This is a genomic window from Martinezella lusitana, assembly GCF_900094565.1.
Taxonomy (GTDB): domain Bacteria; phylum Pseudomonadota; class Alphaproteobacteria; order Rhizobiales; family Rhizobiaceae; genus Rhizobium; species Rhizobium lusitanum.
This window is the reverse complement of the sequence record NZ_FMAF01000002.1, coordinates 530,151-554,311: the sequence shown is the minus strand read 5'-3', so window position 1 is coordinate 554,311 and position 24,161 is coordinate 530,151. Positions and strand designations below refer to the sequence as shown.

Below are 24,161 nucleotides of genomic sequence, written 5' to 3'. Positions count from 1 at the left end.
ACATGTCTGCAATATCCTTCAGCTAACGCTTGGTGGGTATAATTGTTACGTCGCCGGACTTATGACTGGGACGAGGAGAGTTTCCGAATGCCAACCCTGTTTCGCTTCCTTGTCATCTGCGCGGTCATCGGCGGATCGATATATGGGGCAATGTGGGCGCTCGTGCTCTTCGTCGATCCGCAGCCGCGCGAGGTGACGATCCGTATTCCGCCGGAGCGCATCAATCCACCGGTCACCGGTTCGTTGAAGCCATGAATGCGAGGGCTGGGGTGAGAGATCTGAGCCGAGCGCATCTGGAAGCCTTCCTGGAGATGATGAGCGCCGAACGCGGCGCCGCAGTCAACACGCTGCAATCCTATGAACGCGATCTCGAGGATCTCCACGGCTTCCTGTCCGAGCGCAGCGTCCGCCTGACCGAGGCGGGGCCGAACGATCTCGGCGCCTATCTCTCCGGCCTCTCGATCCAGGGCTTCAAGCCTTCGTCACAGGCGCGGCGGCTTTCCGCCATGCGCCAATTCTACAAATTCCTCTATGCGGAAGGCCTGCGCACGGACGACCCCACAGGCATCCTCGACGCGCCGAAAAAGGGCCGTCCCCTTCCGAAAACCATGGGCGTCGACCAGGTGACGCGTCTTCTGACCCAGGCAGAAGTGGAAGCGGCAGCCGAAGGCCCCGACCAGCTGCAGCGCCTGCGCATGCTTGTGCTGCTGGAACTGCTTTACGCCACCGGCATGCGCGTGAGCGAGCTCGTTACATTGCCGGCCAAGGTGCTGGACCACGAAGGGCGCTTCCTCATCATTCGCGGCAAGGGAAACAAGGAACGGTTGGTGCCGCTGTCGCAGTCGGCCATATCAGCGCTGAAGGCCTATGGACGGCTGCAGGCCGACCTGGCGGCGAATGCCAAGCAGCCTGCGCCTGAAAGCCCGTGGCTCTTTCCCGCGGCGTCCAGGCAGGGCTACTTGCCGCGCCAGGTCTTTGCGCGCGATCTGAAGGATCTCGCCATTCGCTCCGGGCTGACGCCCTCGATGATCTCGCCGCACGTCATGCGCCATGCCTTTGCAAGCCACCTCCTCGCCAACGGCGCGGACCTGCGCGTGGTGCAGGAACTTCTCGGCCATTCGGACATTTCGACCACGCAAATCTATACGCATGTGTTGGAAGAACGCCTTCATCAGCTCGTGCAAACGCATCACCCCCTTGCCAAACAGGCCAAAAAACAGGAATAGGACCGGCACAAGGGTTAAACCTGCCGTCGCTCGTCACGCGCAAAAGGATCGGAAACGCACCTCATGCACAATTATCTGGACTTCGAAAAGCCCATCTCGGATCTCGAAGGCAAGATTCACGAGCTCAAGAAACTGGCGAGCGAAGACGAGAGCATCGACACGTCAGACGAAGTGGGCCGGCTTGAAATCCGTGTCCGCGAGGCGATGGCCGACATTTATTCCAAGCTCAATGCCTGGCAGAAGACGCAGGTCGCCCGTCATCCGCAGCGTCCGCATTTCGTCGACTATGCCGAGGCACTCTTCACGGAATTCACGCCGCTGGCCGGCGACCGCAAATTCTCCGAGGATGCCGCCATCCAGGCGGGCTTCGCCCGCTTTCGCGGCCAGCCGATCGCCATCATCGGCCAGGAAAAGGGCAACGACACCAAGAGCCGCCTGAAGCACAATTTCGGCAGTGCCCGCCCCGAAGGCTACCGCAAGGCGATCCGCATCCTTGAAATGGCCGACCGTTTCCAGCTGCCGGTCATCACCCTTGTCGATACCGCAGGCGCCTATCCCGGCGTCGGAGCGGAAGAGCGCGGCCAGGCAGAAGCGATCGCCCGCTCCACCGAAATGTGTCTTGGCGTCAAAGTGCCGATCATCTCCGTCGTCATCGGCGAAGGCGGCTCAGGCGGCGCCATCGCGATCGCCACCGGCAACCGCGTCTATATGCTCGAGCATTCGATCTACAGCGTGATTTCACCCGAAGGGGCGGCCTCGATCCTGTGGCGCGATTCCACCCGCGCCAAGGAAGCCGCCACCAACATGAAAATCACCGCCGAAGACCTGAAAAGCCTCGGCGTGATCGACGGCATCATTCCCGAGCCGCTCGGCGGCGCGCATCGCGATCCGCAGACGGTGATCGCCGCTGCGGGAGACGTGATTTCCAACGCGCTTGGCGAACTTTCCAGCCGTTCGGGCGAGCAGCTGCGCAGCGACCGCCGCCAGAAATTCCTCAACATCGGTCGCAATCTCTAAAGCGCATTCTGAAAACGTGATCGCGAAAAGCGGGAATGAGGCCAAATCTTGGCCACATTCCTGTTATCGAAGCTTTTATGGCAAAGAAAAGCTTGCGGCGCTTCGCGGGCGCGTCATAGGCTGGTAAGGAATTTTCAAGTATAAGCCATCTATGATTCCGTTTCATGCTTCGAAGGGGAGCGGCGAAACAGATCGAGCTGCCGCTCTTCGCATTTATGGGCCAAGTCAGAATGCGCATTCGTCACCTTGCTTACATCTTCCTGATGACGCTGGCACTCGCCGGCTGCAACGACGCGTTGGATACCGCGTCGATCGACCTGTCGAAGGTGACGAACAAGGTCGAACAGCCGCTACCCAGCCATATCCTTGCCGACATGGCGAAAAAGGGCATGGACCGCAATTCGCCGATCATGATCCGCATCTTCAAGGAAGAAGGCGCGATGGAGATCCTGAAGGCGAACCAGAACAATCGTTTCGAAGTGATCGCCGCTTACAATATCTGCGCCTGGTCCGGCCGCCTGGGCCCGAAGGTCAAGGAAGGCGACCGGCAAGCGCCGGAAGGCTTCTATATGCTGACGCCGGCCAATCTCAATCCGAATTCGAAATACTATCTCGCCATCAATACCGGCTTTCCGAACCGTTATGACGCAGCCAATGGCCGCACCGGCGCCAATCTGATGATCCACGGCGCCTGCTCGTCGTCGGGCTGCTATTCGATGACCGATCAGCAGGTGCTGGAAATCTATGCCTTCGCGCGCGACGCCTTCAAGGGCGGCCAGAAGGCCATTCAGCTCGAGGCTTTCCCCTTCCGCATGACGGCGGAAAACATGTGGAAGCACCGGCTCAGCCCCAATATCGAATTCTGGAAGATGCTGAAGGTCGGCTACGACAACTTCGAAGTCACCAAGCGACCGCCGGAAGTGGAAGTCTGCGAGAAGAAATACGTCTTCAACCAGCAGGCCAGCGGCCCGTTCAACGCCGGCGGCAAATGCCCCGTGATGACGACGCCGCCTGCCTTGCAGATGGCGCTTGCCACCTACGACAAGCAATATCAGGCCGATTATGCTGCGGCCACGAAGAAATATAGCGACATGGCCTGGTATGACCCGACCGAAGCCGAGCGCAAGGCCGTCGTCGCCAAGCAGCGCAAGGGCCACGATCTTGCCTATGCTCCCACAGGCACCGCGCTTGCCGCCGGCAAGATGATGAAGGTCGCCGATCTCGAGTCGATGATGTCCAATCAATCGGCGCAGCAGATTGCACGCGGCGGCACCGTCGCCAGCCCGACGACGACGGCAAGCATCCGCCTGGCGACATCAGCTCCCGATGCGGCGGCACAACAGACCGGCGGTCCGCTGGTTGCGGCCAACATTCCGGCGAATGTCCCGATCCCGATGGCCAATCCGATGAGCCCGGTCGTCTATCCGTTGGCCTACGCGCAAAATCCGGCTGTCGAAACCGCACAGACCGAGCCGGCAAAGAAGCCGCCGTTCTGGAAGTTCTGGGCGAAGAGTGAATAGTTTCGACGCCGAGATCTACGATCTGCGCGGACTGAAGTGCCCCTATCCGGCGATCAAGACGGAAAAGCGCCTGCGCGGCATGCCGAGCGGCGCCACCTTGACGGTCGAAACGACCGATCCCCTCGCCGTCATCGACATTCCGCATCTCTGCAACGAAAAGGGCCATGCCCTGCTGGCGAGCGAGAAGACGGAAAGCGGCCATCGCTTCGTCATCCGCAAGGGGTGATCCATTGTCGCCGCTGGACCATCCTGGCGGTGCGAGGATGGCTTCGCTCTCGCCTCACCATGAGGATGAGGGTCGTTCGGCCGTGTTTTGGTGACGACGAATTTCGCAACAACGCGAGTGGATCAGCCTCACCCTGAGGTGGCTCCCAGGGCCCTCGAAGGGCGAGGCAGGTTGCTTGGCACCTAGAGCGGCTACGCGTTTCATGGAATCGCTTAACCGCTCTATATTATTGTTTTTACACAATTCCGGACGGAAAACCGCTGCACACTTTTCCTGGAATTGCTCTAGAACCTCATCCCCGGCACCGCCAGTGGATTGTCCTGAAGTGCCGCCCGATCCGGCATATCGACCTGCGGCTTGCTGAGAAACGCATCGAACAGGCCCTTCACGAAATCCTGCGGCAGATCCTTGGTGATGATCACCATGCGCGTCCGCCGGTCCTGAGGATCGGGCCAGGCAGGCAGGCGCACCGGCGGATGGAAGATATTCTGCACGCCATGCAGCACGACCGGACGCTCCGGCCGGTCGGACACGGCAACGATCGCCTTCATGCGCAGCAGCTTTTCGCCATGCGCCGAACGCAAAAGATCGATGAACATGTCCAGCGCCATCGGATCGATAGGTTGGGTCTCAACGATCGAGAACGACCGGATCGATCCGTCATGGCGGTTCACGTCATGGGCGTGCTGATGCCGATGGCCATGATGGTGATGGCCGTGCTCACCGTGATGATGGTGGTGATGATCGTGGTCGTCGTGGTGATGGTGGTTATCGTCGGCCTCCAGCTCGTCATGCAGCCAGCGGCCGACATCGGCGATCTTCGACGCCGGGTCGTAGAGACCGTTGATGAGAATGGCGGCGCGTCCGGCCTCGTCGCTGTCGGCGTTCAGGATCTGCGCGCGCGGATTGAGCGCCCTCAGCCGGCCTTCCAGCAGGTTTTCGGGTGTTGCGCCGGCAATCCCGGTCTTCGAGACGATCAGGCGGTCAGCGACCGCCACCTGCTTGCGCGCCTCTTCATGGTTGTCGAGCGTCTGCAGCCCGTTGACAGCATCGACGACGGTAATGACGCCATCGAGATCGAAATTGGCCGCGATGATCGGATTGCCCATGATCGACTGCATGACAGGAGCGGGATCGGCAAGACCTGTTGTTTCGATGACGACACGCTTCAGCGGCCGGATACGGCCGGTCTGCATGGCGTCCATGAGGTTCGCGAGCGTATCCACCAGCTCACCGCGCACCGTGCAGCACAGGCAGCCGTCGGACAGCTCGATGATGGAATCGCCGGAGCTCTCGACGAGCAGATGGTCGATGCCGACATCGCCGAACTCGTTGATGATGACCGCCGCATCGCGCATGTCCTCATCCTTGAGGATGCGGTTGAGCAGGGTCGATTTACCCGCCCCGAGAAAGCCGGTCAGGATCGCGACCGGCACTCTTTGCTGCGAAACGCTCATGGTTCCAATCCGATATCAGAAAGTGGGACGCGGCATAGGGATCGGCACATTGTCCGCCGCCCGACCGGAGATGGCAATCTTGTCGCCCTTGATGGCTTTGTCGCCCTTGGCGGTGGCATCGTCCTTGTCGCCCTTGCTGGCGGTCATGACGTCCTGGCCACCGATCAGGCCGGCATAGATGAAATTCGGCTCGTGATCCATTTCATGGATATAGGGCGACTGTACCTTGGTGCGGCCGAACGGATCGCGCGTTTCGCTGCGCGCCTGCGCGCCCTTGGCGCTGCAGATATCGGCGGTAACATCGGCGACCTCGGCCGACTGAGGCGTGTCGGGCCGCAGGCTTGCCAGCGTCTCCCTGCCGGAAAGCTGATTCTGGAAACCCTTCTCCAGAAAATTGGCGGAATCGTCGGCGCGCGCCGCTAGGCTGTCGGTGCCGAGCACGACTGAGATCAGCGTGCGGCCGTTGCGGGTCGCCGATGCGATCTGGTTGAAACCGGCAGCACAGATGAAGCCGGTCTTCATGCCGTCGGCGCCATCGAAGCGGCCGATGAGCATGTTGATGTTCGGCACCTGCTTCACGCCGTTGGTAAAGCCTTCCAGCGCGAAATAACCGGCATATTGCGGAAACTCGCGGCGCAGCGCGACGCTGAGAACGGCAAGGTCACGCGCCGTCGTATATTGCCCCTTGCCCGGAAGGCCGTTCGGATTGATGAAATGCGTGTCACGCATGCCGAGGCGAGCTGCCTCCGCGTTCATCCGCGCCACGAAGGCCGGCTGCGAACCGCCCACGGTCTCGCTGACCGCCATGGCAAGATCGTTTGCCGATTTGACCAGCATCATCTTCAAGGCATTGTCGAGCGTCATCTTCTGCCCGGGCTTGAAATACATCTTCGCCGGCGGCTGCGCGGCGGCGAGCTTCGACATGACGACGGGCGTATCGAGATTGATCTGGCCGGACTGGATGGCGCGGAAGGTGACGTAACTGGTCATCAGCTTGGTGAGCGAGGCGGGATACCAGCGGCGGAACGCCTCCTGCTGGTCAAGCACGCGCCCGGTGCCGACATCGACGAGGATATGCGGGTTGGCTCCGGCCGTTTGCGCGGTCGACAGGAAAAGCATGGATGCGGCTGCGGCCACGGGAACGAGCCGCAGGGCGGCATACAAACGATTCTGCTTCGTCGGCACGATCTATCCTTCAGAGGTCCGGAATTTTCTCGAAAGCTTCGTCTATTTAACCTATATGGCTAGGAGAAGGCAAAGGCGATTGACGACTTTATTTCCCCGTAGGCGAGACGCTTTGGCATCACGACCTTTTGATCGTGCGTGATATTGGAAGATGCGCTGCGCCGGCCAAGGCTATGCGACGAACCGATGAGTTGAACCAGAACAGATATTGAGCAGCAGGAACATCAGCATGCCGATCTTGAACAGAGCCGCAGAACTCCAGGGCGAAGTGACCGAATGGCGCCGCTATATCCACACGCGGCCGGAGCTTCTCTATGCGGTTGAAAATACCGCCGCTTTCGTCGCTGAAAAACTACGCTCCTTCGGCGTCGACGAAGTGGTGACCGGCATCGGCCGCACCGGCGTCGTCGGCCTGATCCGCGGCAAGGGCGAAGGACGCACGGTTGGCCTGCGCGCCGATATGGACGCGCTACCGCTCACCGAGATCACCGGCAAGCCCTGGGCTTCCGAAACACCGGGCAAGATGCATGCCTGCGGCCATGACGGCCACACCGCCATGCTTTTGGGTGCCGCGAAATATCTCGCCGAGACCCGCAACTTCAACGGCAATATCGCCGTCATCTTTCAGCCGGCCGAAGAAGGCGGCGCCGGCGGCGACGCCATGGTCAAGGATGGCATGATGGAGCGCTTCCAGATCGCCGAAGTCTACGGCATGCACAACCTGCCGGGCCTGCCCGTCGGCCACTTCGCCATCCGCAAGGGCCCGATCATGGCGGCAACGGACGAATTCACCGTTTCCATCAAGGGCGTCGGCGGCCATGCCGCCATGCCGCACAAGACGATCGATCCGATCGCCATCGGCGCGCAGATCGTCTCCAACCTGCAGCTCATCGCCTCGCGCAGCACCAATCCGCTGAAGTCGGTCGTCGTCTCCGTCACCACCTTCAACGCCGGCAACGCGCACAACGTCATCCCGAGCGAGGCGAGCTTTGGCGGCACGGTGCGCACGCTCGATCACGAGATGCGCGATCTCGCCGAACAGCGCTTCAAACAGGTCGTCTCCGGCATCGCCGCCAGCCACGGCGCGGAGGTGGCGATCGAGTTCCACCGCAATTACCCCGTCACCTTCAACCATGCCGACGAGACCGACCACGCCATCGCCATCGCCGAGGAAATCGCCGGCGCGGGCAATGTCGTCCCCGACATCGACCCGATGATGGCCGGCGAGGATTTCTCCTACATGCTGCTCGCCCGCCCCGGCGCCTTCATCTTCGTCGGCAACGGCGATTCGGCCGGCCTCCACAACCCGGCCTACGACTTCAACGACGAAGCCATCGCCCACGGCATTTCCTACTGGGTGCGGCTCGCCGAACAGCGCCTCAACGCCTGAGACACATCAACCATTTCCCGTGCGCCTACCCGGGCGCGCGGCACAGCAAAAGCGAATTGTCCCGAGGACGTAAAAGGGCTTGGCTTCGGGCCTTTGCTTTTGTATGGATCATCTCAAGTGGTCTCGTAGCTCAGCAGGATAGAGCACCAGATTCCTAATCTGGGGGTCACGCGTTCGAATCGCGTCGAGATCACCATTTCACTTATCTTCTCTCTGACGCGACCTCAGCAGCCTTTGCGTCAATACCACAGTCAGGTTATCTTTCATCTATGACGCGAGTGATGGTGATCGGCAATGCAGGCGGCGGAAAGTCGACGATGTGCAAGGCGTTGAGCTCATCACATGCTTTGCCTCACCTCGCAATCGACAAGATTCAGTGGAAGCCGAACTGGGTCGAGGCATCGCAGTCCGAATTTGCAGCGTCCCATGACGCCTGGCTTTCGCAAGACCGATGGCTGATCGACGGCTACGGATCGTGGGAGTCCGTTCAACGTCGCATGAATATGGCCGATACGATTGTCTTCGTCGATCACCCGATATGGGTTCACTACTGGTGGGCCGCCAAGCGCCAGGTGAAGTCGCTCTTCCTTGGCCGCGCGGACGGACCTGACGGATGCCCCATGTTTCCGGTTACCATTCGTCTCTTCAAAATGATGTGGTGGCTGCATCGGGAAATGCGCCCAAAACTGCTTGCCGCGATCGAAATTCACCGCGGACGGGCGCGGATCATCCATATTCGCTCACCAAAAGAGCTTGCCGAGTTTGCCGCCAATCCAAGATAGGCAACCAGATAGCTGTCTCCACATGTCGCTCTTGCAACTTCGCCCCTGAATTCTGATTGTTATCTGTCGTCTGGATATGGCTGGCATCGAAGTGTCGGAAGGGGAGTAGGAATGGCAGAACACCAGGCCCCAACTGCTCCGACCAACACCGTGGTCCTGATTGAGCCGAGCTTGCTCAACCTGCAAGGCTTTGAAGAGGCACTTGCGCGGGGATGGTCACCTGATCCCAGACGCCAGCAAGACAAAGTCTACGCTGAAGCCGAACTCGAGATGCTCAGGCATGACAGGGCAGGTTTCCTGAGCCGCCTTATATCCAGTGAAGTCATCGCCACATCGGTATCGAACCGAGCGCCTCAATATCTCGCCATTCAGCCATTCTGGATCTGGGACGGGGGTTTCTGCGGTTACATTACACTTCGCCATCTGCCCGGAACAACTCGATTTCCGCTGCATGTGCCGGGTCATGTGGGTTACTCTATAGTTCCCTGGAAGCAGGGCAGAGGATATGCCACTCAAGCGCTGCTGCTCCTGTTGCCAATCGCGGCGAAAACCGGCCTCGCGAGAATAACCGTCATCTGCAACGAGAATAATCTCGCCTCAAGGCGGGTCATCGAGAAAGCGGGAGGCATGCTCCAGCGCACAGGCACCGATCCATCGGATTCCCCGGACATAACCAAGCTGTTCTTCGACCTACCGACTACGCATAATTAAAAGCATCAGATGCGTCGCGAACCCGCGTCGGGGGACAAGGGCACAAGCAGCACCTCACCCCACCGCGATCCTGTTCCTCACCAGCCTGACGCCGGGGATAGACTCCGCCACCGTAGTCGCCCGCTTCACCTCCTGCTGGGTGGCGACGGTGCCGTCCAGGCGGATCTCCTGGCCGGCGGCGGTCACCGTGACATCGGACGCATCGATCCCGCCGGCGACGGCGAGTGCATTGGCAACTGTGGACTCCAGTGCCGAGCGTCTGGACTGCTCATTTTCCAGATCGAGCTCCATGCCGTGAAATGTCGCCGCTTTGAAAACCATCCATTACCCTCCGCATTCGAGTGGACGGAAAACGCAGCACTTCGCATTTGGTTCAATAATTGGCTGAAAATATCATCAAATCAGTGGTTTCGCCTTAAACGCGCATTGGCGGCCGGAGGGGGTTGCATGGCATCACACTTGCCGCTTCCCGCGATCCCCTGTAGAGCCTTAGGGAATTTCGGCAATATGCGGATACCTGAATGACCACCGGCAGCAAGGCGCGGCGCCGCCTGACGATATTGGGTTCGACCGGCTCCATCGGCCAAAATACGCTTGATGTCATTGCGCAGTTGGGCGGACGCGAAGCTTTCGACATCGCCGCGATCACCGGCCACGACAATATCGACCTTCTGGCCGAGCAGGCCAAAGCCTGTGGCGCTGCTTTCGCGGTCACCGCGAATGAGGATCGCTATCAGGCGCTGAAGGACGCGCTTTTTGGCACCGGCATCGCTGTTGGTGCCGGCAGAAATGCGCTGATCGAAGCCGCCTCCATGCCATCGGACTGGGTGATGGCGGCGATCGTCGGCACCGCCGGCCTTGCGCCGACGCTGGCTGCCGCCCGCCGCGGCGCCGATATCGCTCTTGCCAATAAGGAATGTCTCGTCTCGGCCGGCGAACTTTTCGTGCGCGCCGTGGCCGAAGGCGGCGGCCGGCTGATCCCGGTCGACAGCGAGCACAGCGCCATTTTCCAGGCGCTGGAGGATGATCAGCAGCACGCGGTAGAGCGCATCATCATCACCGCATCCGGCGGCCCCTTCCGCACCTGGTCGCGCGAGCAGATGGCCAATGTTACGCCGGCGATCGCCCGCGCTCATCCCAACTGGTCGATGGGCTTCAAGATCTCCATCGGCAGCGCCTCGATGTTCAACAAGGCGCTGGAGATGATCGAGGCCAAGCACCTGTTCAACGTGCGCCCCGACCAGATCGAAGTTGTCGTTCATCCGCAATCCGTCATCCATTCCATGGTCGGCTACAGCGACGGTTCGGTGCTGGCGCAGCTCGGCTGTCCCGACATGCGCACGGCGATCGGCTATGCGCTCACCTACCCCGCCCGCACCAAGCTCAGCGTCGATCGGCTGGATTTCGCCAAGCTGGCGCGGCTGGATTTCGAGGCGCCGGACGAGGTTCGCTTCCCGGCATTGCGTCTTGCCCGCACCGCTCTCGAGCGCGGCGGCCTGCAGGGCGCGATCATGAACGCGGCCGAGGAAATCGCCTTCCATGCTTTCGTGGATGGCCGCATCGGCTTCCTGGAGATGGCTGACATTGCCGAGGCCGTCATGGATCAGATGAACGCGACAGGCAACGCTGAGACCATGGATGCCGTCTTTGCCGCCGACGATGAAGCGCGCAGCCGGGCGGCCCTGCTTGTCGCGCAAAAAGAAAAGGCCGCGTAAGCCGCGGCCTTCCTGAGGTTAAACGTAAGCAGCCGCTTCAGGCAACTGCGCGGGCCAACGCACAGCGCGACCACAGCGCATGCAGCGCGCCGACCAGATGCTCGATATCGCCATCCGAATGCAGCGGCGTCGGCGTGATGCGCAGGCGCTCGGTCTTCTTCGGCACCGTGGGGTAGTTAATCGGCTGGACATAGACGCCGCTGTCGAGCAGCAGGTCGGAAATCCACTTGCACTTGGACGCATCGCCGACCAGGACCGGCACGACATGGCTCGGGTTCGGCATGTGCGGAATGCCCGCTGCATCGAGCTGGGCGCGCAGCCTGCGCACACGATCCTGATGGCGCATGCGTTCGAACTGGCTGACCTTCAGGTGCTGGATGGAGGCGACGGCGCCAGCGGCAAGCGCCGGCGGCAGCGAGGTGGTGAAGATGAAGCCCGAGGCAAACGAGCGGATGAAATCGCACAGCGCCGTTGATGCGGCGATATAGCCGCCCATGACGCCGAATGCCTTGCCGAGCGTACCCTCGATGACGGTCAGACGATCCATCAGGCCTTCGCGCTCGGCAATGCCGCCGCCGCGCGGGCCGTACATGCCGACGGCATGCACTTCGTCGAGATAGGTCATCGCGCCATACTTGTCGGCGAGATCACAGATCTCCTTGATCGGGGCGATATCGCCATCCATGGAATAGACGGATTCGAAAGCGATCAGCTTCGGCGCTTTCGGATCGGCAGCCTTCAGCTTCGCCTCGAGATCGTGCAGGTCGTTATGCTTCCAGATGACCTTGTCGCACTTCGCATAGCGAATGCCTTCGATCATCGATGCATGGTTGAGCGCATCGGAGAAGATGATGAGGCCGGGAATGCGCGCGCCGAGCGTGCCGAGCGTCGCCCAGTTGGAAATATAGCCCGACGTGAAGATCAGCGCGGATTCCTTGCCGTGCAGATCGGCGAGTTCCTGCTCGAGCAGAACATGGTAGTGGTTGGTGCCAGAAATATTCCGGGTGCCTCCCGCACCCGCGCCACAGTGATCAATCGCCTCTTTCATCGCCTCGATGACCTTGGGATGCTGGCCCATGCCGAGATAGTCGTTGGAACACCAGACGGTCACTTCCTGCGGGCCATTGGGCGTATAGCGCGTCGCGCGCGGAAAATTGCCCCGGCGGCGTTCCAGATCGGCGAACACACGATAGCGGCCTTCATTGTGCAGGCCGTCCAGCTCGCCCTTAAAAAATGCTTCGAAATCCATAATCTGCTCCAGAACCATGCAACCGTTTTTCATAAATGCCGGTCTGCACGTCAACCCCTCCGTATCGCTTTCGCGCGCCACTGCGGCAATTGGCCCATAATTTTGAACAATTCCAGACAAGAATAAATGATCACGTCAAATTGACAATCCAAACCATGACCGAAACGAAGGAGCCGGAGCGGCGGTTCAAGCCGCCCCTCCGGCATGTTTCATAGCGGACCTATGCGGCAGCCACGGCGCGCTTGGCCATGACCTTGACCAGATTGGCGCGGTATTCCGCCGTCGCATGCAGGTCGGACAGCAGAGCCGCGGGATCGACGGTCACGCTCGTGATGGCATCCGGCAACCAGTTCGCCGCAAGTTCCCGTTCCATGTCGGCTTGACGGAATACACCGTCCGCGCCGGCACCCGTGACCGCGACGCGCACGCCTGCCTCGCTCCTGGCGACGAAGACACCGGTCATGGCGTAGCGCGAGGCCGGATTGGGGAATTTGGCGTAACCCGCCTTTTCCGGCGCCTCGAAGGTGACGGCGGTGATCAATTCGCCACCTTTCAACGCCGTCTCGAACAATCCTTCGAAGAAGTCTTCAGCCGCGATCTGCCGTCGGTCGGTGACGATGGTGGCGTTGAGCGCCAGCATGGCGGATGGATAATCCGCCGCCGGATCGTTGTTGGCGACGGATCCGCCGATCGTGCCCATATGGCGGACATGCGGATCACCGATCATGCCGGCGAGCTCGCAAAGTGCCGGACAGACAGAGCGGATCGCAGCCGAAGAAGCAACCTCGGCATGGGTGGTCGCCGCCCCGATGGTGACCCTGCGACCGTCGACACGAATGCCCTTCAGCGAGGGGATATGCCTGAGATCGACGAGATCGCTCGGCGAGGCCAGACGCTGCTTCATGGTGGCGATCAGCGTCATCCCACCAGAGACATATTTGCCCTCGTCGGCGTCAGACAGAAGCTTGACGGCCTCGTCGACCGAGGAGGCGCGGTGATAGTTCGTTGCGTACATGATCTTCTCCTCCTCTCTTCAAGCCACGGCCTGCGCCGCTTCCCACACCTTGAGCGGCGTGGCCGGCATGGTAAGCTTGTTATTACCTATGGCGTCGGTGATGGCATTCATCAGCGCCGGCGGCGAACCGATGGCGCCCGCCTCGCCGCACCCTTTGATGCCCAGTGGATTGTTCGGGCATGGCGTGTTCTGGTGCGAGATCTTGAAGGACGGCAGGTCGTCTGCACGCGGCATGGTATAATCCATGAAACTTGCCGTCAGGAGCTGGCCGCTCTCGTCGTAATGCACGGCCTCCAGCAGCGCCTGGCCGACGCCCTGCGCGATGCCGCCATGCACCTGCCCTTCAACGATCATCGGATTGATGATGTTGCCGAAATCGTCAGCCGCGACGAACTGGATGATCTCGGTCTTGCCGGTTTCCGGATCGACCTCGACCTCGCAGATGTAGCAGCCGGCCGGGAAGGTGAAATTCGCCGGATCGTAGAAGGCGGTTTCCTTCAGGCCCGGCTCCATTCCGGCCGGCAGATTGTGCGCGGTATAGGAGGCGAGCGCCACCTGAAACCACGGAAGCGCCTTGTCGGTGCCGGCGACCTTCACTTCGCCATTCTCGATGACGATATCGCTTTCGTCGGCCTCCATGAGATGCGCGGCGATCTTCTTCGCCTTCGCCTCCACCTTGTCGAGGGCCTTGACCACGGCGGACATGCCGACCGCGCCGGAGCGGGAGCCATAGGTGCCCATGCCCATCTGCACCTTGTCGGTATCGCCATGGACGATGGAGACACTGTCGATCGGCACGCCGAACCGGTCGGCGACGAGCTGCGCAAAGGTGGTCTCATGCCCCTGGCCGTGGCTGTGCGAACCGGTGAGCACTTCCACGGTGCCGACTGCATTCACCCGGACCTCGGCCGATTCCCACAGGCCGACACCGGCGCCGAGCGATCCCACCGCCTGCGATGGCGCAAGACCGCATGCCTCGATGTAGCAGCTCATGCCGATGCCGCGCTTCATGCCGCGCCGGGCAGCCGCCGCCTTCCGGACGGGGAAATCGTCCCAGCCTGCCTGTTGCATCGCGGCATTGAGCGAGGCTTCGTAATCGCCGGCATCATAATTCATGATGACAGGCGTCTGATGGGGGAACGAGCGGATGAAGTTGATCCGCCGCAGTTCCGCCGGCGAAATCCCAAGTTCGCGGGCAGCCGTTTCGACCGTGCGCTCGAGCACATAGGTCGCTTCCGGACGCCCGGCGCCGCGATAGGCGTCGACCGGCACGGTGTTGGTATAGACAGCACGGACATTGGCATGGATCGCGGGGATGGCATATTGGCCCGACAGCAGCGTCGCATACAGATAGGTCGGTACGCATGAGGAGAAGAGCGACATGTAAGCGCCGAGATTGGCGATCGTGTCGACCTTCAACGCCGTGATGCGGTGCTGCGCATCGAAGGCCATCTTCACCTTGGAGACATGGTCGCGGCCATGCGCATCGGTGAGGAACGCTTCGGTGCGATCGGCCGTCCATTTGACCGGCACGCCGGTCTTCTTCGACGCCCAGAGGCAGACGATCTCTTCGGGATAGATGTAGATCTTCGAGCCGAAGCCGCCGCCGACATCGGGCGCTATGACGCGCAGCTTGTTTTCCGGCGCGACATTGTAGAAGGCGCTCATGACAAGCCGCGCTACATGCGGGTTCTGGCTCGTCGTATAGCAGGTATAGTGATCTTCGGACGAATCGTAGATGCCGAGCGTGGCGCGCGGTTCCATGGCATTCGGCGAAAGCCGGTTGTTGTAGATCTCGATATCGGTGACATGCGCGGCCTCGGCAATCGCCTTGTCGGTCGCCGCGGCGTCGCCAAGCTCCCAATCGAAGATCAGATTGCCTGCGGCTTCCGGGTGTATCTGCGGCGCACCGGCTTTCAGCGCGTCCACGGCTTGGACGACTACCGGCAGCTCCTCATAGTCAACCACCACGGCCTCGGCGGCGTCGCGTGCTTCGCCAAGACTGTCGGCAACAACGATTGCAACGGCATCGCCGACATAGCGAACCGTATCGACCGCCAGCGGCCGCCACGCGCCCATCTTCATCGGCGAACCGTCCTTGGAGTGTATCATCCAGCCGCAGATGAGGTTGCCGATCCCATCGGCCAGCAACTGCTTACCTTCGAGCACACCGATCACGCCCGGCATCGCCAGGGCCGCGGCCGTGTCGATGCCCTTGATCTTCGCATGCGCATATGGGCTGCGGACGAAATAGGCATATTTCATGCCCGGCGTCACCATATCGTCGGTGTAGCGCCCCTTGCCCATCAGAAATCGCTTGTCTTCCTTGCGCGCAACCCGCGCACCAATGCCTTCAACGCCCATCACATCCTCCATTGGGGTTCCGGGGCCGGCAAACGCCAAGATAGCAGTCCAGGCGCTTCGCCAGACAATCTCGGTGAAATTCTATTCGGCCGCCCGATTGGCGGCGTGCATTTCGGCATTGGCTGACAGCACCGCCTGGACGATATTGTGATAGCCGGTGCATCGACAGATATTGCCTTCAAGCTCGCTGCGCACCGTCTTCTCGTCCAGCGCTCCGCCATGACGGTTGATCATGTCGACGGCCGTCATCACCATGCCCGGGGTACAGAAGCCGCATTGCAGGCCATGATGCTCCTTGAAGGCGGCCTGAACCGGATGCAGCTCGCCATTGGCGGCCAGACCCTCGATGGTTGTGATCTTGGAACCGGAAGCCTGCACGGCCAGGATCGAACAGCTCTTGATCGACTTGCCGTCCATATGAATGACGCAGGCACCGCACTGGGTCGTGTCGCAACCGACATGGGTTCCCGTCAGGCCAAGCTTTTCCCTGATGAAATGGACAAGCAGCGTACGATCCTCGCACTCGCCGCTGACCGCACGGCCGTTCACCGTCAAAGTCACTTTTGCCATATTTTCCTCCTAGCCTCTCCTCCAGAGGCAAAGAGCATCATTTGACTTTTTTGCAGTCCAATCAACCTCTACTTTAGAAACGCGGCAGATTTTCTACGCCGCACCGAGTGTTTTATTGTCCGAATAAGAAGCCGCCTTCGTTCAGCAACAAAAAAACTGTTCGCGCCCAATGGACAATCATATTTTGCACGATATTTTCCATAGTTGCAGGACTGACAAAGACAGCCCATCGTGGTGGAGCTGAAGAATTGGGACGACGTTGCCGTGTTCGGCTTAACTAACGTTGGAGAGAGTAAATGAAAAAAGTTCTTATGCTCGCATTGATCGGCTTGTCCATCGCAAGCTGCACCCCGACTGAACAGGGCGCTGGCATCGGTGCCGCATCCGGCGCCATCATCGGCGGCGCGGTTACCGGCAATGTCCGCGGCGCTGCCGTCGGCGCGGCCATCGGCGGTGTTTCCGGTGCCGTCATCGGCAGCGTCCAGGAGCAGCCCGGCCAGTGCTACTATCGCGACAGGTACGGTCGTCGCTACATCGACGATTGCCCGCGCGGCGGCTATCGTGGTGGCTACGGCGGCTACTGATCGATCCTCGATCGAGATACCGAAGTCCCGGACCACAAGTCCGGGACTTTCTGATTCCAGCCAGGCGAAATGTCTTGGCTTCGACATGGCGGCGGCAACTCTTGCGCGTCGCCGCGAAGCTCGCCCAAACATGCAAGAACCCCACCGAAAATCCGGGCGTTCGCCCCTCGACGGTCATCTTTTCCAGGTTTTTGACTCCAAAACGGTACACCTGAGGGGCTTTTGCCTCTATGGTGACCGCGCGTTAACCCGGGGGAAACGTAAACCTGAGTAAGTTCTCATGTAACCGTAAAGCGGCGTATGCATAAAAGAACTGGACCGAGGAAGAGTATTGCGTATCGGCAAGCAGGAACCGTTGCAGCGGTTGCGGCAGCGCTTGCGCTCGGGCCCGTTTACGTTGAAAACGCCTTTGCTTTCAAGATTTTCGGCATAAGGCTATGGGGCAAGGACGACACCGCGGATCAGGTTTCCGACCCCGTCCGCTACACGGTCGATCTGAAGGCGGACAATCTCGACAGGGATCTGAAGGAAGCCTTGAGCGGTAGCTCGATGCTGATTTCCGACAAGGACAAGCCCGTCTCCGGCGACCTCGGCGTTGTCGTCAAGGCACGCGACGACCGGGACCGGCTCGTCGCCACGCTCTATGAAAAAGCCCGCTATGGCGCCGTGGTCACCATTACCATCAACGGCACCAGCCTCGACGCATTGCCGCCGACGCCGACCTTCGATCGCTCAAAGCCCGTTGCCGTCACCATCAGCGTCGATCCCGGTCCGCTCTTCAAGCTCGGCAACATCAGCTTGCTCGGCGATGCCGCCGGTCTGGACGCATCGCGTTATGGGCTGGTGCGCGGTGGAGACGCAAGCTCGCTGACCATCCTGAAAGCCGCAGACAAGATCGTCGCCGACTTCAAGAATGAAGGTCATCCGCTTGCCAGGTTGAACAAGCGCGACGTCGTCGCCGATCATGCGACCAATACGGTCGATGTGTCGATGAGGATCGATAGCGGCCCCGTCGCCCCTTTCGGCAATGTTGCCGTCACCGGCCAGAAGTCCGTCGATCCGGATTTCATCAAGCGCTACGCCCGCATCAACGAAGGCAAACCGTATTCGCCGGACGAGCTGAAGAAGGCCTCGGACCGCCTGAGAAAACTCGGCGTCTTTTCCAGCGTCACCATCCGCGAGGCCGACAAGCTGGCGCCGGACGGCAGCATTCCCACGACCATCGAGGTATCCGAAGGCAAGCAGCGCTATTTCGGTGTCGGCGCGCAATATTCCACCATCGATGGCTTCGGCCTGCAGGGCTATTGGGGACACCGCAATCTGACGGGACGCGCGGATTCGCTGCGTATCGAAGGATCCGTCTCCCGCCTCGGCGAAACGACCGATATCGGCCAGCTCGACTATACCGCCGGCATCACCTACGTCAGGCCCGCGACCTTCTATCCCTCGGCAACCTTCACCACCGGGCTGAAGATGCAGAGCCTGCATCCGGATGCCTATGATGCGAACACCGTCACGGCGAGCGCCGGTCTTGCCTACGAATTGAACGATCGGGACACCGTCTCCGCCGGCGGCGAGGTAAGCTACGAGTCGGACACGACCGACGCCTTCGGAAAGCACAACTATCTGACGGTGGCGATCCCGCTCGAATACGTTCGCGACACGCGCGACAATAAGCTCGACCCGACGGAAGGCTACCGTGCCTCGGTCCTGGCAAAGCCGAGCTATGAAACAATGGGCGGCACGGTGTTCAGCTCCTTCGAGGGATCCATCACCGGCTATCAGGGTGTCGGCGCCAACAACAATGTCGTGTTTGCCGGCAAGCTTGCCGTCGGCTCGCTGCTGGGTGCGAACAGTATCGAGGATATTCCTGCCACCCGGCGCTTCTATGCAGGCGGCGGCGGCTCGGTGCGCGGCTACGGCTATCAGGAAATCTCGCCCTACAACTCCAACGGCGATGCGCTCGGCGGACGCTCCTATGCGACAGCCTCGTTTGAAGCCCGCGTGAAGATCACCGACACGATCGGCGTCGTGCCTTTCGTCGACATGGGCAGCGTCACCGACAGCACCTTTCCGGACTTTTCCGATCTGCGCATTGGCGCGGGCGTCGGCCTGCGCTACGCTACGCCTTTCGGTCCGATCAGGCTCGATGTCGCCGTTCCGTTGAACAAATATAACAACGGCACAGCCTATGGCATCTATGCCGGTATCGGCCAGGCCTTCTGACCGAACGTACAGTTGTCGCGGACGCTTCAGCACACGGTTACAACACTGAGGTTACTATCGCTTTCATGAGCATATTGATTCGAATTCTCGGGAAATTGGCACGCTGGATCGCCTACGCGGTCGTGGCGATCCTCTTGCTCGTGATCGCGGCTGTGCTCGTTGTCGGCCTGGTACCTTCCGCAACCGGCTATGCCGTCGACCAGGTGGCAAAGCTCGCCTCGACACCCGACCGCACCATAATCATAGCAGCGCCTTCGGGGCTGCTCAGCGGCAATCTGAAAGTCGGTTCGATCACGGTCGCAGACACGAAGGGCGTTTTCGCCAAGGTCCAGAATCTCGCCGTCGACTGGTCGCCGGTATCGCTGCTGACAGGCACATTCCATGCCGATCGCGTTGCGGCAGACGTGGTCGACTTCCAGCGCTTGCCCGTCTCGACGACCGCACCCGCACAGGAACCTCAAGCTGCGAGCAATAGCAGCAGCGGCTTTTCCCTGCCGATCGCCATCGATATCGGCGCCATCGCTCTGCCCGACCTCCGCATCGGACAGGCGGTTACTGGACAGGATTTCGTTCTGGCTGCCGATGGCAAAGTCAAGGCCAATAGCAGCAGCATCGGCCTGACACTCAATGCCAGCAGGCATGATGTGCCCGATGCCAAGCTCTCCGCCGACATCGCTTTTGCGCCAACCGAAAACCAGTTGAAGCTGAAGACGCAAATCTCCGAACCGCGCGACGGCATGCTGGCGGGTCTCCTGCACCTTCCCGGCAGTCCGGCCATCAATATCGACCTCTCAGGCGAAGGCCCGCTTTCCAACTGGGCCGGCAAGCTGCAGGCGGCACTCGACGGCAAGCCGACGGTCGCCATCAACGGTCATCACAGCCTTTCCGCCGACGGCCTGCACCATATCGACGTCAAGGGCGGCGGCGACGTGGATTCGCTGCTGCCGCCAACCATGCGGCCTCTCTTTACCGGCCAGACGACCATCGACCTCTCGGCAACCTTCGACGGCAAGGGCAAGATCGACATTCAGACCGGCAATCTTGCCACCGGCAGTGTCGTCATCGCCGCCTCCGGTACGCTCGATCCCGCCGGCAACAACAGCCTCAATGCCAATTTGATCGGCACCTCAGGCCCCGTGGATTTCCGCTGGCCGATGGAGGATGGCGAGGTCCGCGCCCTGATTTCACGGGTCGATATCGCGCTGACGGGGGCAGCGCAATCGGTGAAGATCGATGCCAAGGCCGCGCTCGACAGCGCCAGTGCGCCGCAGGGCCAGATCGGCCAGGTGAACTTCAGCGCCAGAAGCGATGCCTTCAATCTGGCGACCATGTCCGGGCCGCTGCAACTGCGTCTCGTCGTTGGCCAGACGGCCTTCCTCAGCCCGGATCTCAATCGGCTGATCCGTGCGCCGATCTCCTTGACCGCACCGCTGCAGATTTCGCCTGACACGATCGGCTTCAACAACACGACGCTGGAAAGCGCCAGCATCGGCGGCACCGTCAACGGCAAATATACGCTGTCGACAAAGGCGCTGACGGGCAATTTCAAGCTGTTCGCCCTGCCCGGCGTGCTGCCGGACAGCGTATCGAACAAGTTCGAAGGGACGATTTCGATGGAGGGCCAGGTTGGTGGCACGGTGCCGACCAAGATGACACTCTCCAATCTGGCGGTGAAATCCAACGTTGCCGAGATCAGCGGCAATGTCGCGCTCAACGACCAGTCGCTGACGTCGGATCTTTCCGGCAAGCTGCTTGATCTTTCCAAGCTCATCCCGAATGCCGAAGGTCAGGCCGACATCGGCCTCAAGGCCAAGGGGCCGCTCACCGCGCTCGGCATCGATGCGACGGTAAAGGCCGTCAACGTCAAGCTGGCCGGACGGCTTCTCGATACGCTCGATATCGACGTGACCGGGACCGCCGACCCCAAGGCTCCGCAGGCAAACATCCAGGCGAGCGGCGCGATCGACGGGAAGCCGATCCGCATCAACGCCGACGCCGTTTCCAAGGACGACCGCACCAGCATTCCCTCGCTATCAGCTGAAATCGGCGCGAACAAACTGCAGGGCAAGCTGGATCTGTCGCCGAGTTTCGAACCATCAGGCGCGCTGACATTCGATCTGCCCGATCTCGGCCTGCTCGCGGCGCTCGCCGGGCAGAAGGCCGAGGGCGACCTCAAGGGCTCGCTCGATATAGCGAGCGCCAACGGCAAGATCGGACTGAAGGTGAACGCCAACGGCAACGGCATCCGCCGCGACGATCTCGTCATCAGCAAACCGGCCGTGGCGCTCAGCGTCGACGACCTCAAGGCATTCTCCGCCAATGGCAGCATTCGTGCCGCCGCTATTGCCTCCGGCTCCAACCGCATCGCCGATCTCGGGCTGACCTTCACCCAGCAAGGCAACCGCACGGATTTCGATCTGAAGTCGACCTATGACAACGCGCCTCTGACCGCGAGCGGCAATGTCGAAACCGCCGGTGGCCAGACCACAATAAGCCTGGACACTTTCGCCGGTGCGCCGCGGACGATACCGGTAAAGCTCGCCTCGCCGACCAAGATCGTCGTCAAGGACGGTGCGGCCGCGCTGAACGGGCTGACGATCCAGACAGGCGGCGGCTCGGTCACCGTCGACGGCACAGCCGGTCAGGCCCTGAACATCAACGCCAAGATCGCCAACCTGCCGGCGAGCCTCGCCAATGTCTTCGCGCCGACGCTCTCAGCCGAAGGCGTCATATCCGGCACGGTGACGGTTACCGGCAAGGCCACATCGCCTGTCGTCGCCTTCCAGACCAATTGGTCGGGCGCGGCAACCAGCCAGACGAAATCCGCCGGCCTTGCGCCGCTCGGCATCAAGGCTGACGGTAAATTCGCCGACAATGTCGTTACGATCAACACCAACCTGACCGGCCAGAATGGCCTGGCACTCAATGGCGGCGGCACCATCGCCATCGCCGGCAGCAAGGCAATGTCGCTGAAATTTTCCGGCAATCTGCCGTTCGATGCCCTTGCCGGCCAGCTTGCCGCCCAAGGCATGGTCATGACCGGTACGGCAAGGATCGACATGCAGGTGGCAGGCACGACGGCAGCTCCCGCCGTCACCGGCACGATTTCCACCGACGGGGCCAAGCTCGTCGATGTCCGCCGAAACCTGACCCTCAACGGCCTCGCCGTGACCGTGACGCTCGACGGCAAGCAGGCCGTCATCTCGCGGCTGAGCGGTAATCTCGCCAGCGGCGGCAGCATATCGGGCACTGGTACGGTCGGCATCACCCCGGACGGCGGCTTCCCGGCCGACATTCAGGTGAAGTTCAACAACGCGACCTATGTCGACGGAACCCTGGTGGCAGCAACCGTCAACGGCACGCTCGGCATCAAGGGTCCGATGCTGACAGCCCCGATGCTGACGGGCAATCTCAGGATCAACAAGGCGTCGATCACCATTCCAGAAAAGCTGCCCGCCTCGCTGTCCGAGATCAACATCAAGCACAAGAATGCTTCGGCTGCGGTCAATGCCCAGTTCAAGGACCAGAAGCCGGAAGCGCCGAGGAGCAAATCGACGACCCTCGGCATCGACCTGCAGCTGGAAGCGCCATCGCAGATTTTCGTGCGCGGCCGCGGCATCGATGCCGAACTCGGCGGCAACATCTCAGTCCGCGGCACCGCGTCAGAACCGGTCGTATCCGGCGGCTTCACCATGCGGCGCGGGCGCCTGACCATCCTCAGCCGCCGGCTGGATTTCACCGACACCAGCAAGATCACTTTCGGGGGAGACCTGATCCCGGCGCTCAACATGGAGGCCACGTCGTCGGTGAGCTCCACCACCATCACCGTCGATGTCACGGGTCTCGCCACCGATCCTCAGATCGGCTTCTCCTCCTCGCCTGCCCTGCCGCAGGACGAGGTGTTGGCGCAGCTGATCTTCGGCCAGTCCATGTCGAAACTATCGGCCATGCAGATCGCCCAGCTCGCCGATGCCGCAAGCCAGCTGGCCGGCGGTCGCTCCACGTCGCTGTTCGAAGGCCTGCGCAGCCATCTCGGCGTCGACGATCTGGACATCTCGACGGATGCGAACGGCCAGGCGCAGGTCGGAGCCGGCAAATATCTGAACAAGCGTACCTATATCGAGCTGCAGCAGGGCGCCGCCAACAAAACCAAGGCGATCATCAATCTCGATGTCGGGCGCGGTGTGAAGCTGCGCGGCGCCGCGGGCTCGGACGGCGCCGGCGAAGCCGGCATCGTCTACGAGCATGAGTATTAGGATCTAGAATCCGAGCTTGCTGGTCTTCAGCAAGATATTGGATTCCGTTGTGTTTATGCCATTGATCAGCCGTATCCGGCGCAGCGTCTCATCGAAGGAAGCGAGGTCGCGATCCTCGAGTTCGGCTATGAAATCCCATTTGCCGTTGGTGCTGTGCAGCGCCCTCACCTGCGGCAGGCCGCGAAGTTGGTCGGCGACCTTGTCCGCCAACTTGCCGAGCACCTCGATGAGCACGATGGCCCTGACGCCGGCGGCGCGGGTTTCGTGGCCGGTTCGGATGGTGAAGGCGGCGATGGTGCCGTTTTCCACCAGCCGCTCTATCCGCGCGGCGACAGTGGCGCGCGAAGCGCCGGTTGCCGCTGCCAGGGACGAAACGGAGATGCGCGCGTTGTTGCGCAGAGCACTGAGGAGGTCGCGGTCAAGGTCATCCATATGCTTATCATTCTGGTAAATCGCATTGATCAATCTGTCGAAAGCTAATCTATTTTCGACAATTTTCCATCTTTTTGCTGTCACGCAGACAATCGATAATGCGGCCCGACAGCCTCTTGAGCGGTTCAGCTCTTCACCGAATCTCTGAACCACTTTATCTCATTGTCTTCACGTAATTCCGGACGGAGGCCGCTACGCGCCTCTCCTGGAATTGCTCTAACCCCTCGGAGCGACGC

Annotated in this window: 20 protein-coding genes and 1 tRNA gene; 13 read left to right on the top strand and 8 right to left on the bottom strand. The window is 61.0% G+C overall.

Translation table 11 applies throughout. The features are described 5' to 3' along the window. Nucleotides 1-87 precede the first annotated feature (87 nt). From GA0061101_RS39290 to GA0061101_RS05850, 5 genes are all read left to right on the top strand, one after another. Complete coding sequence (locus tag GA0061101_RS39290; protein ID WP_034511589.1) at nt 88-255, top strand: hypothetical protein; 168 nt, start codon at nt 88-90, stop codon at nt 253-255. Nucleotides 256-269: 14 nt separating this feature from the next. Continuing rightward, complete coding sequence (locus tag GA0061101_RS05865) at nt 270-1,226, top strand: site-specific tyrosine recombinase XerD (RefSeq protein WP_037196921.1); 957 nt, start codon at nt 270-272, stop codon at nt 1,224-1,226. 63 nt (nt 1,227-1,289) lie between these two features. Next, a complete protein-coding gene (locus GA0061101_RS05860; protein ID WP_037196727.1) occupies nt 1,290-2,243 on the top strand; it encodes an acetyl-CoA carboxylase carboxyltransferase subunit alpha in 954 nt (317 codons plus the stop codon). Between the two features lie 230 nt (nt 2,244-2,473). Further along, a complete protein-coding gene (locus GA0061101_RS05855; RefSeq protein ID WP_037196923.1) occupies nt 2,474-3,763 on the top strand; it encodes a L,D-transpeptidase family protein in 1,290 nt (429 codons plus the stop codon). After that, nucleotides 3,756-3,989, top strand: a complete 234-nt coding sequence (locus GA0061101_RS05850) for a sulfurtransferase TusA family protein (protein ID WP_047637888.1) — start codon at nt 3,756-3,758, stop codon at nt 3,987-3,989. Before GA0061101_RS05855 ends, GA0061101_RS05850 begins: the two co-directional genes overlap by 8 nt. A 284-nt stretch (nt 3,990-4,273) precedes the next feature. Here the strand turns inward: GA0061101_RS05850 and GA0061101_RS05845 are convergent, their stop codons facing one another. Then, complete coding sequence (locus GA0061101_RS05845) at nt 4,274-5,446, bottom strand: CobW family GTP-binding protein (protein ID WP_037196729.1); 1,173 nt, start codon at nt 5,444-5,446, stop codon at nt 4,274-4,276. 15 nt (nt 5,447-5,461) lie between these two features. Continuing rightward, on the bottom strand, nt 5,462-6,631 hold the full coding sequence (locus GA0061101_RS05840; RefSeq protein WP_037196730.1) for a D-alanyl-D-alanine carboxypeptidase family protein: 1,170 nt from the start codon (nt 6,629-6,631) through the stop codon (nt 5,462-5,464). A 229-nt stretch (nt 6,632-6,860) separates the two neighbouring features. Between GA0061101_RS05840 and GA0061101_RS05835 the strand changes: the two genes are divergently transcribed. The 4 genes from GA0061101_RS05835 to GA0061101_RS05820 all read left to right on the top strand — a co-directional run bounded on the left by GA0061101_RS05835 (nt 6,861) and on the right by GA0061101_RS05820 (nt 9,514). Next, nucleotides 6,861-8,021 (top strand): M20 aminoacylase family protein, encoded by a 1,161-nt coding sequence (locus tag GA0061101_RS05835; protein WP_037196732.1) that lies wholly within the window; start codon nt 6,861-6,863, stop codon nt 8,019-8,021. A 119-nt stretch (nt 8,022-8,140) separates the two neighbouring features. Further along, nucleotides 8,141-8,217: transfer RNA gene (locus GA0061101_RS05830), tRNA-Arg, on the top strand. A 73-nt stretch (nt 8,218-8,290) separates the two neighbouring features. Then, nucleotides 8,291-8,803 carry a P-loop NTPase family protein gene (locus GA0061101_RS05825; protein ID WP_037196733.1) on the top strand — a complete coding sequence of 171 codons (513 nt, stop codon included), beginning with the start codon at nt 8,291-8,293 and terminating at the stop codon, nt 8,801-8,803. A gap of 111 nt (nt 8,804-8,914) precedes the next feature. Beyond that, the gene (locus tag GA0061101_RS05820) at nt 8,915-9,514 is read left to right on the top strand and encodes a GNAT family N-acetyltransferase (protein ID WP_037196735.1); all 600 of its coding nucleotides are present in this window, start codon (nt 8,915-8,917) and stop codon (nt 9,512-9,514) included. Between the two features lie 54 nt (nt 9,515-9,568). Here GA0061101_RS05820 and GA0061101_RS05815 read toward each other — a convergent pair whose 3' ends face one another. Further along, nucleotides 9,569-9,835 (bottom strand): BON domain-containing protein, encoded by a 267-nt coding sequence (locus GA0061101_RS05815; protein ID WP_037196737.1) that lies wholly within the window; start codon nt 9,833-9,835, stop codon nt 9,569-9,571. Nucleotides 9,836-10,035: 200 nt separating this feature from the next. On the opposite strand from GA0061101_RS05815, the gene dxr reads away from it, so the two are divergent. Further along, a complete protein-coding gene (gene dxr, locus GA0061101_RS05810; protein ID WP_092573220.1) occupies nt 10,036-11,229 on the top strand; it encodes a 1-deoxy-D-xylulose-5-phosphate reductoisomerase in 1,194 nt (397 codons plus the stop codon). 37 nt (nt 11,230-11,266) lie between these two features. Here dxr and hemA read toward each other — a convergent pair whose 3' ends face one another. From hemA to GA0061101_RS05790, 4 genes are all read right to left on the bottom strand, one after another. Then, nucleotides 11,267-12,478 carry a 5-aminolevulinate synthase gene (gene hemA, locus GA0061101_RS05805; RefSeq protein WP_092573263.1) on the bottom strand — a complete coding sequence of 404 codons (1,212 nt, stop codon included), beginning with the start codon at nt 12,476-12,478 and terminating at the stop codon, nt 11,267-11,269. A gap of 220 nt (nt 12,479-12,698) precedes the next feature. Beyond that, entirely contained in the window at nt 12,699-13,493 is a 795-nt protein-coding gene (locus GA0061101_RS05800; protein ID WP_047553525.1) for an FAD binding domain-containing protein, read from the bottom strand. Nucleotides 13,494-13,511: 18 nt separating this feature from the next. Further along, complete coding sequence (locus tag GA0061101_RS05795) at nt 13,512-15,857, bottom strand: xanthine dehydrogenase family protein molybdopterin-binding subunit (protein ID WP_047637961.1); 2,346 nt, start codon at nt 15,855-15,857, stop codon at nt 13,512-13,514. 81 nt (nt 15,858-15,938) lie between these two features. Next, a complete protein-coding gene (locus GA0061101_RS05790) occupies nt 15,939-16,427 on the bottom strand; it encodes a (2Fe-2S)-binding protein (protein WP_037196745.1) in 489 nt (162 codons plus the stop codon). 296 nt (nt 16,428-16,723) lie between these two features. Here GA0061101_RS05790 and GA0061101_RS05785 point away from each other — a divergent pair, with 296 nt between their 5' ends. The 3 genes from GA0061101_RS05785 (at nt 16,724) to GA0061101_RS05775 (ending at nt 23,493) form a co-directional block, all read left to right on the top strand. Then, a complete protein-coding gene (locus GA0061101_RS05785; protein ID WP_037196746.1) occupies nt 16,724-17,011 on the top strand; it encodes a glycine zipper domain-containing protein in 288 nt (95 codons plus the stop codon). Nucleotides 17,012-17,311: 300 nt separating this feature from the next. Next, on the top strand, nt 17,312-19,237 hold the full coding sequence (locus tag GA0061101_RS05780) for an autotransporter assembly complex protein TamA (protein WP_092573219.1): 1,926 nt from the start codon (nt 17,312-17,314) through the stop codon (nt 19,235-19,237). Nucleotides 19,238-19,302: 65 nt separating this feature from the next. Further along, a complete protein-coding gene (locus GA0061101_RS05775) occupies nt 19,303-23,493 on the top strand; it encodes a translocation/assembly module TamB domain-containing protein (protein ID WP_092573218.1) in 4,191 nt (1,396 codons plus the stop codon). A 3-nt stretch (nt 23,494-23,496) separates the two neighbouring features. Here the strand turns inward: GA0061101_RS05775 and GA0061101_RS05770 are convergent, their stop codons facing one another. After that, the gene (locus GA0061101_RS05770; protein WP_037196925.1) at nt 23,497-23,925 is read right to left on the bottom strand and encodes an Lrp/AsnC family transcriptional regulator; all 429 of its coding nucleotides are present in this window, start codon (nt 23,923-23,925) and stop codon (nt 23,497-23,499) included. Nucleotides 23,926-24,161: the final 236 nt, after the last annotated feature.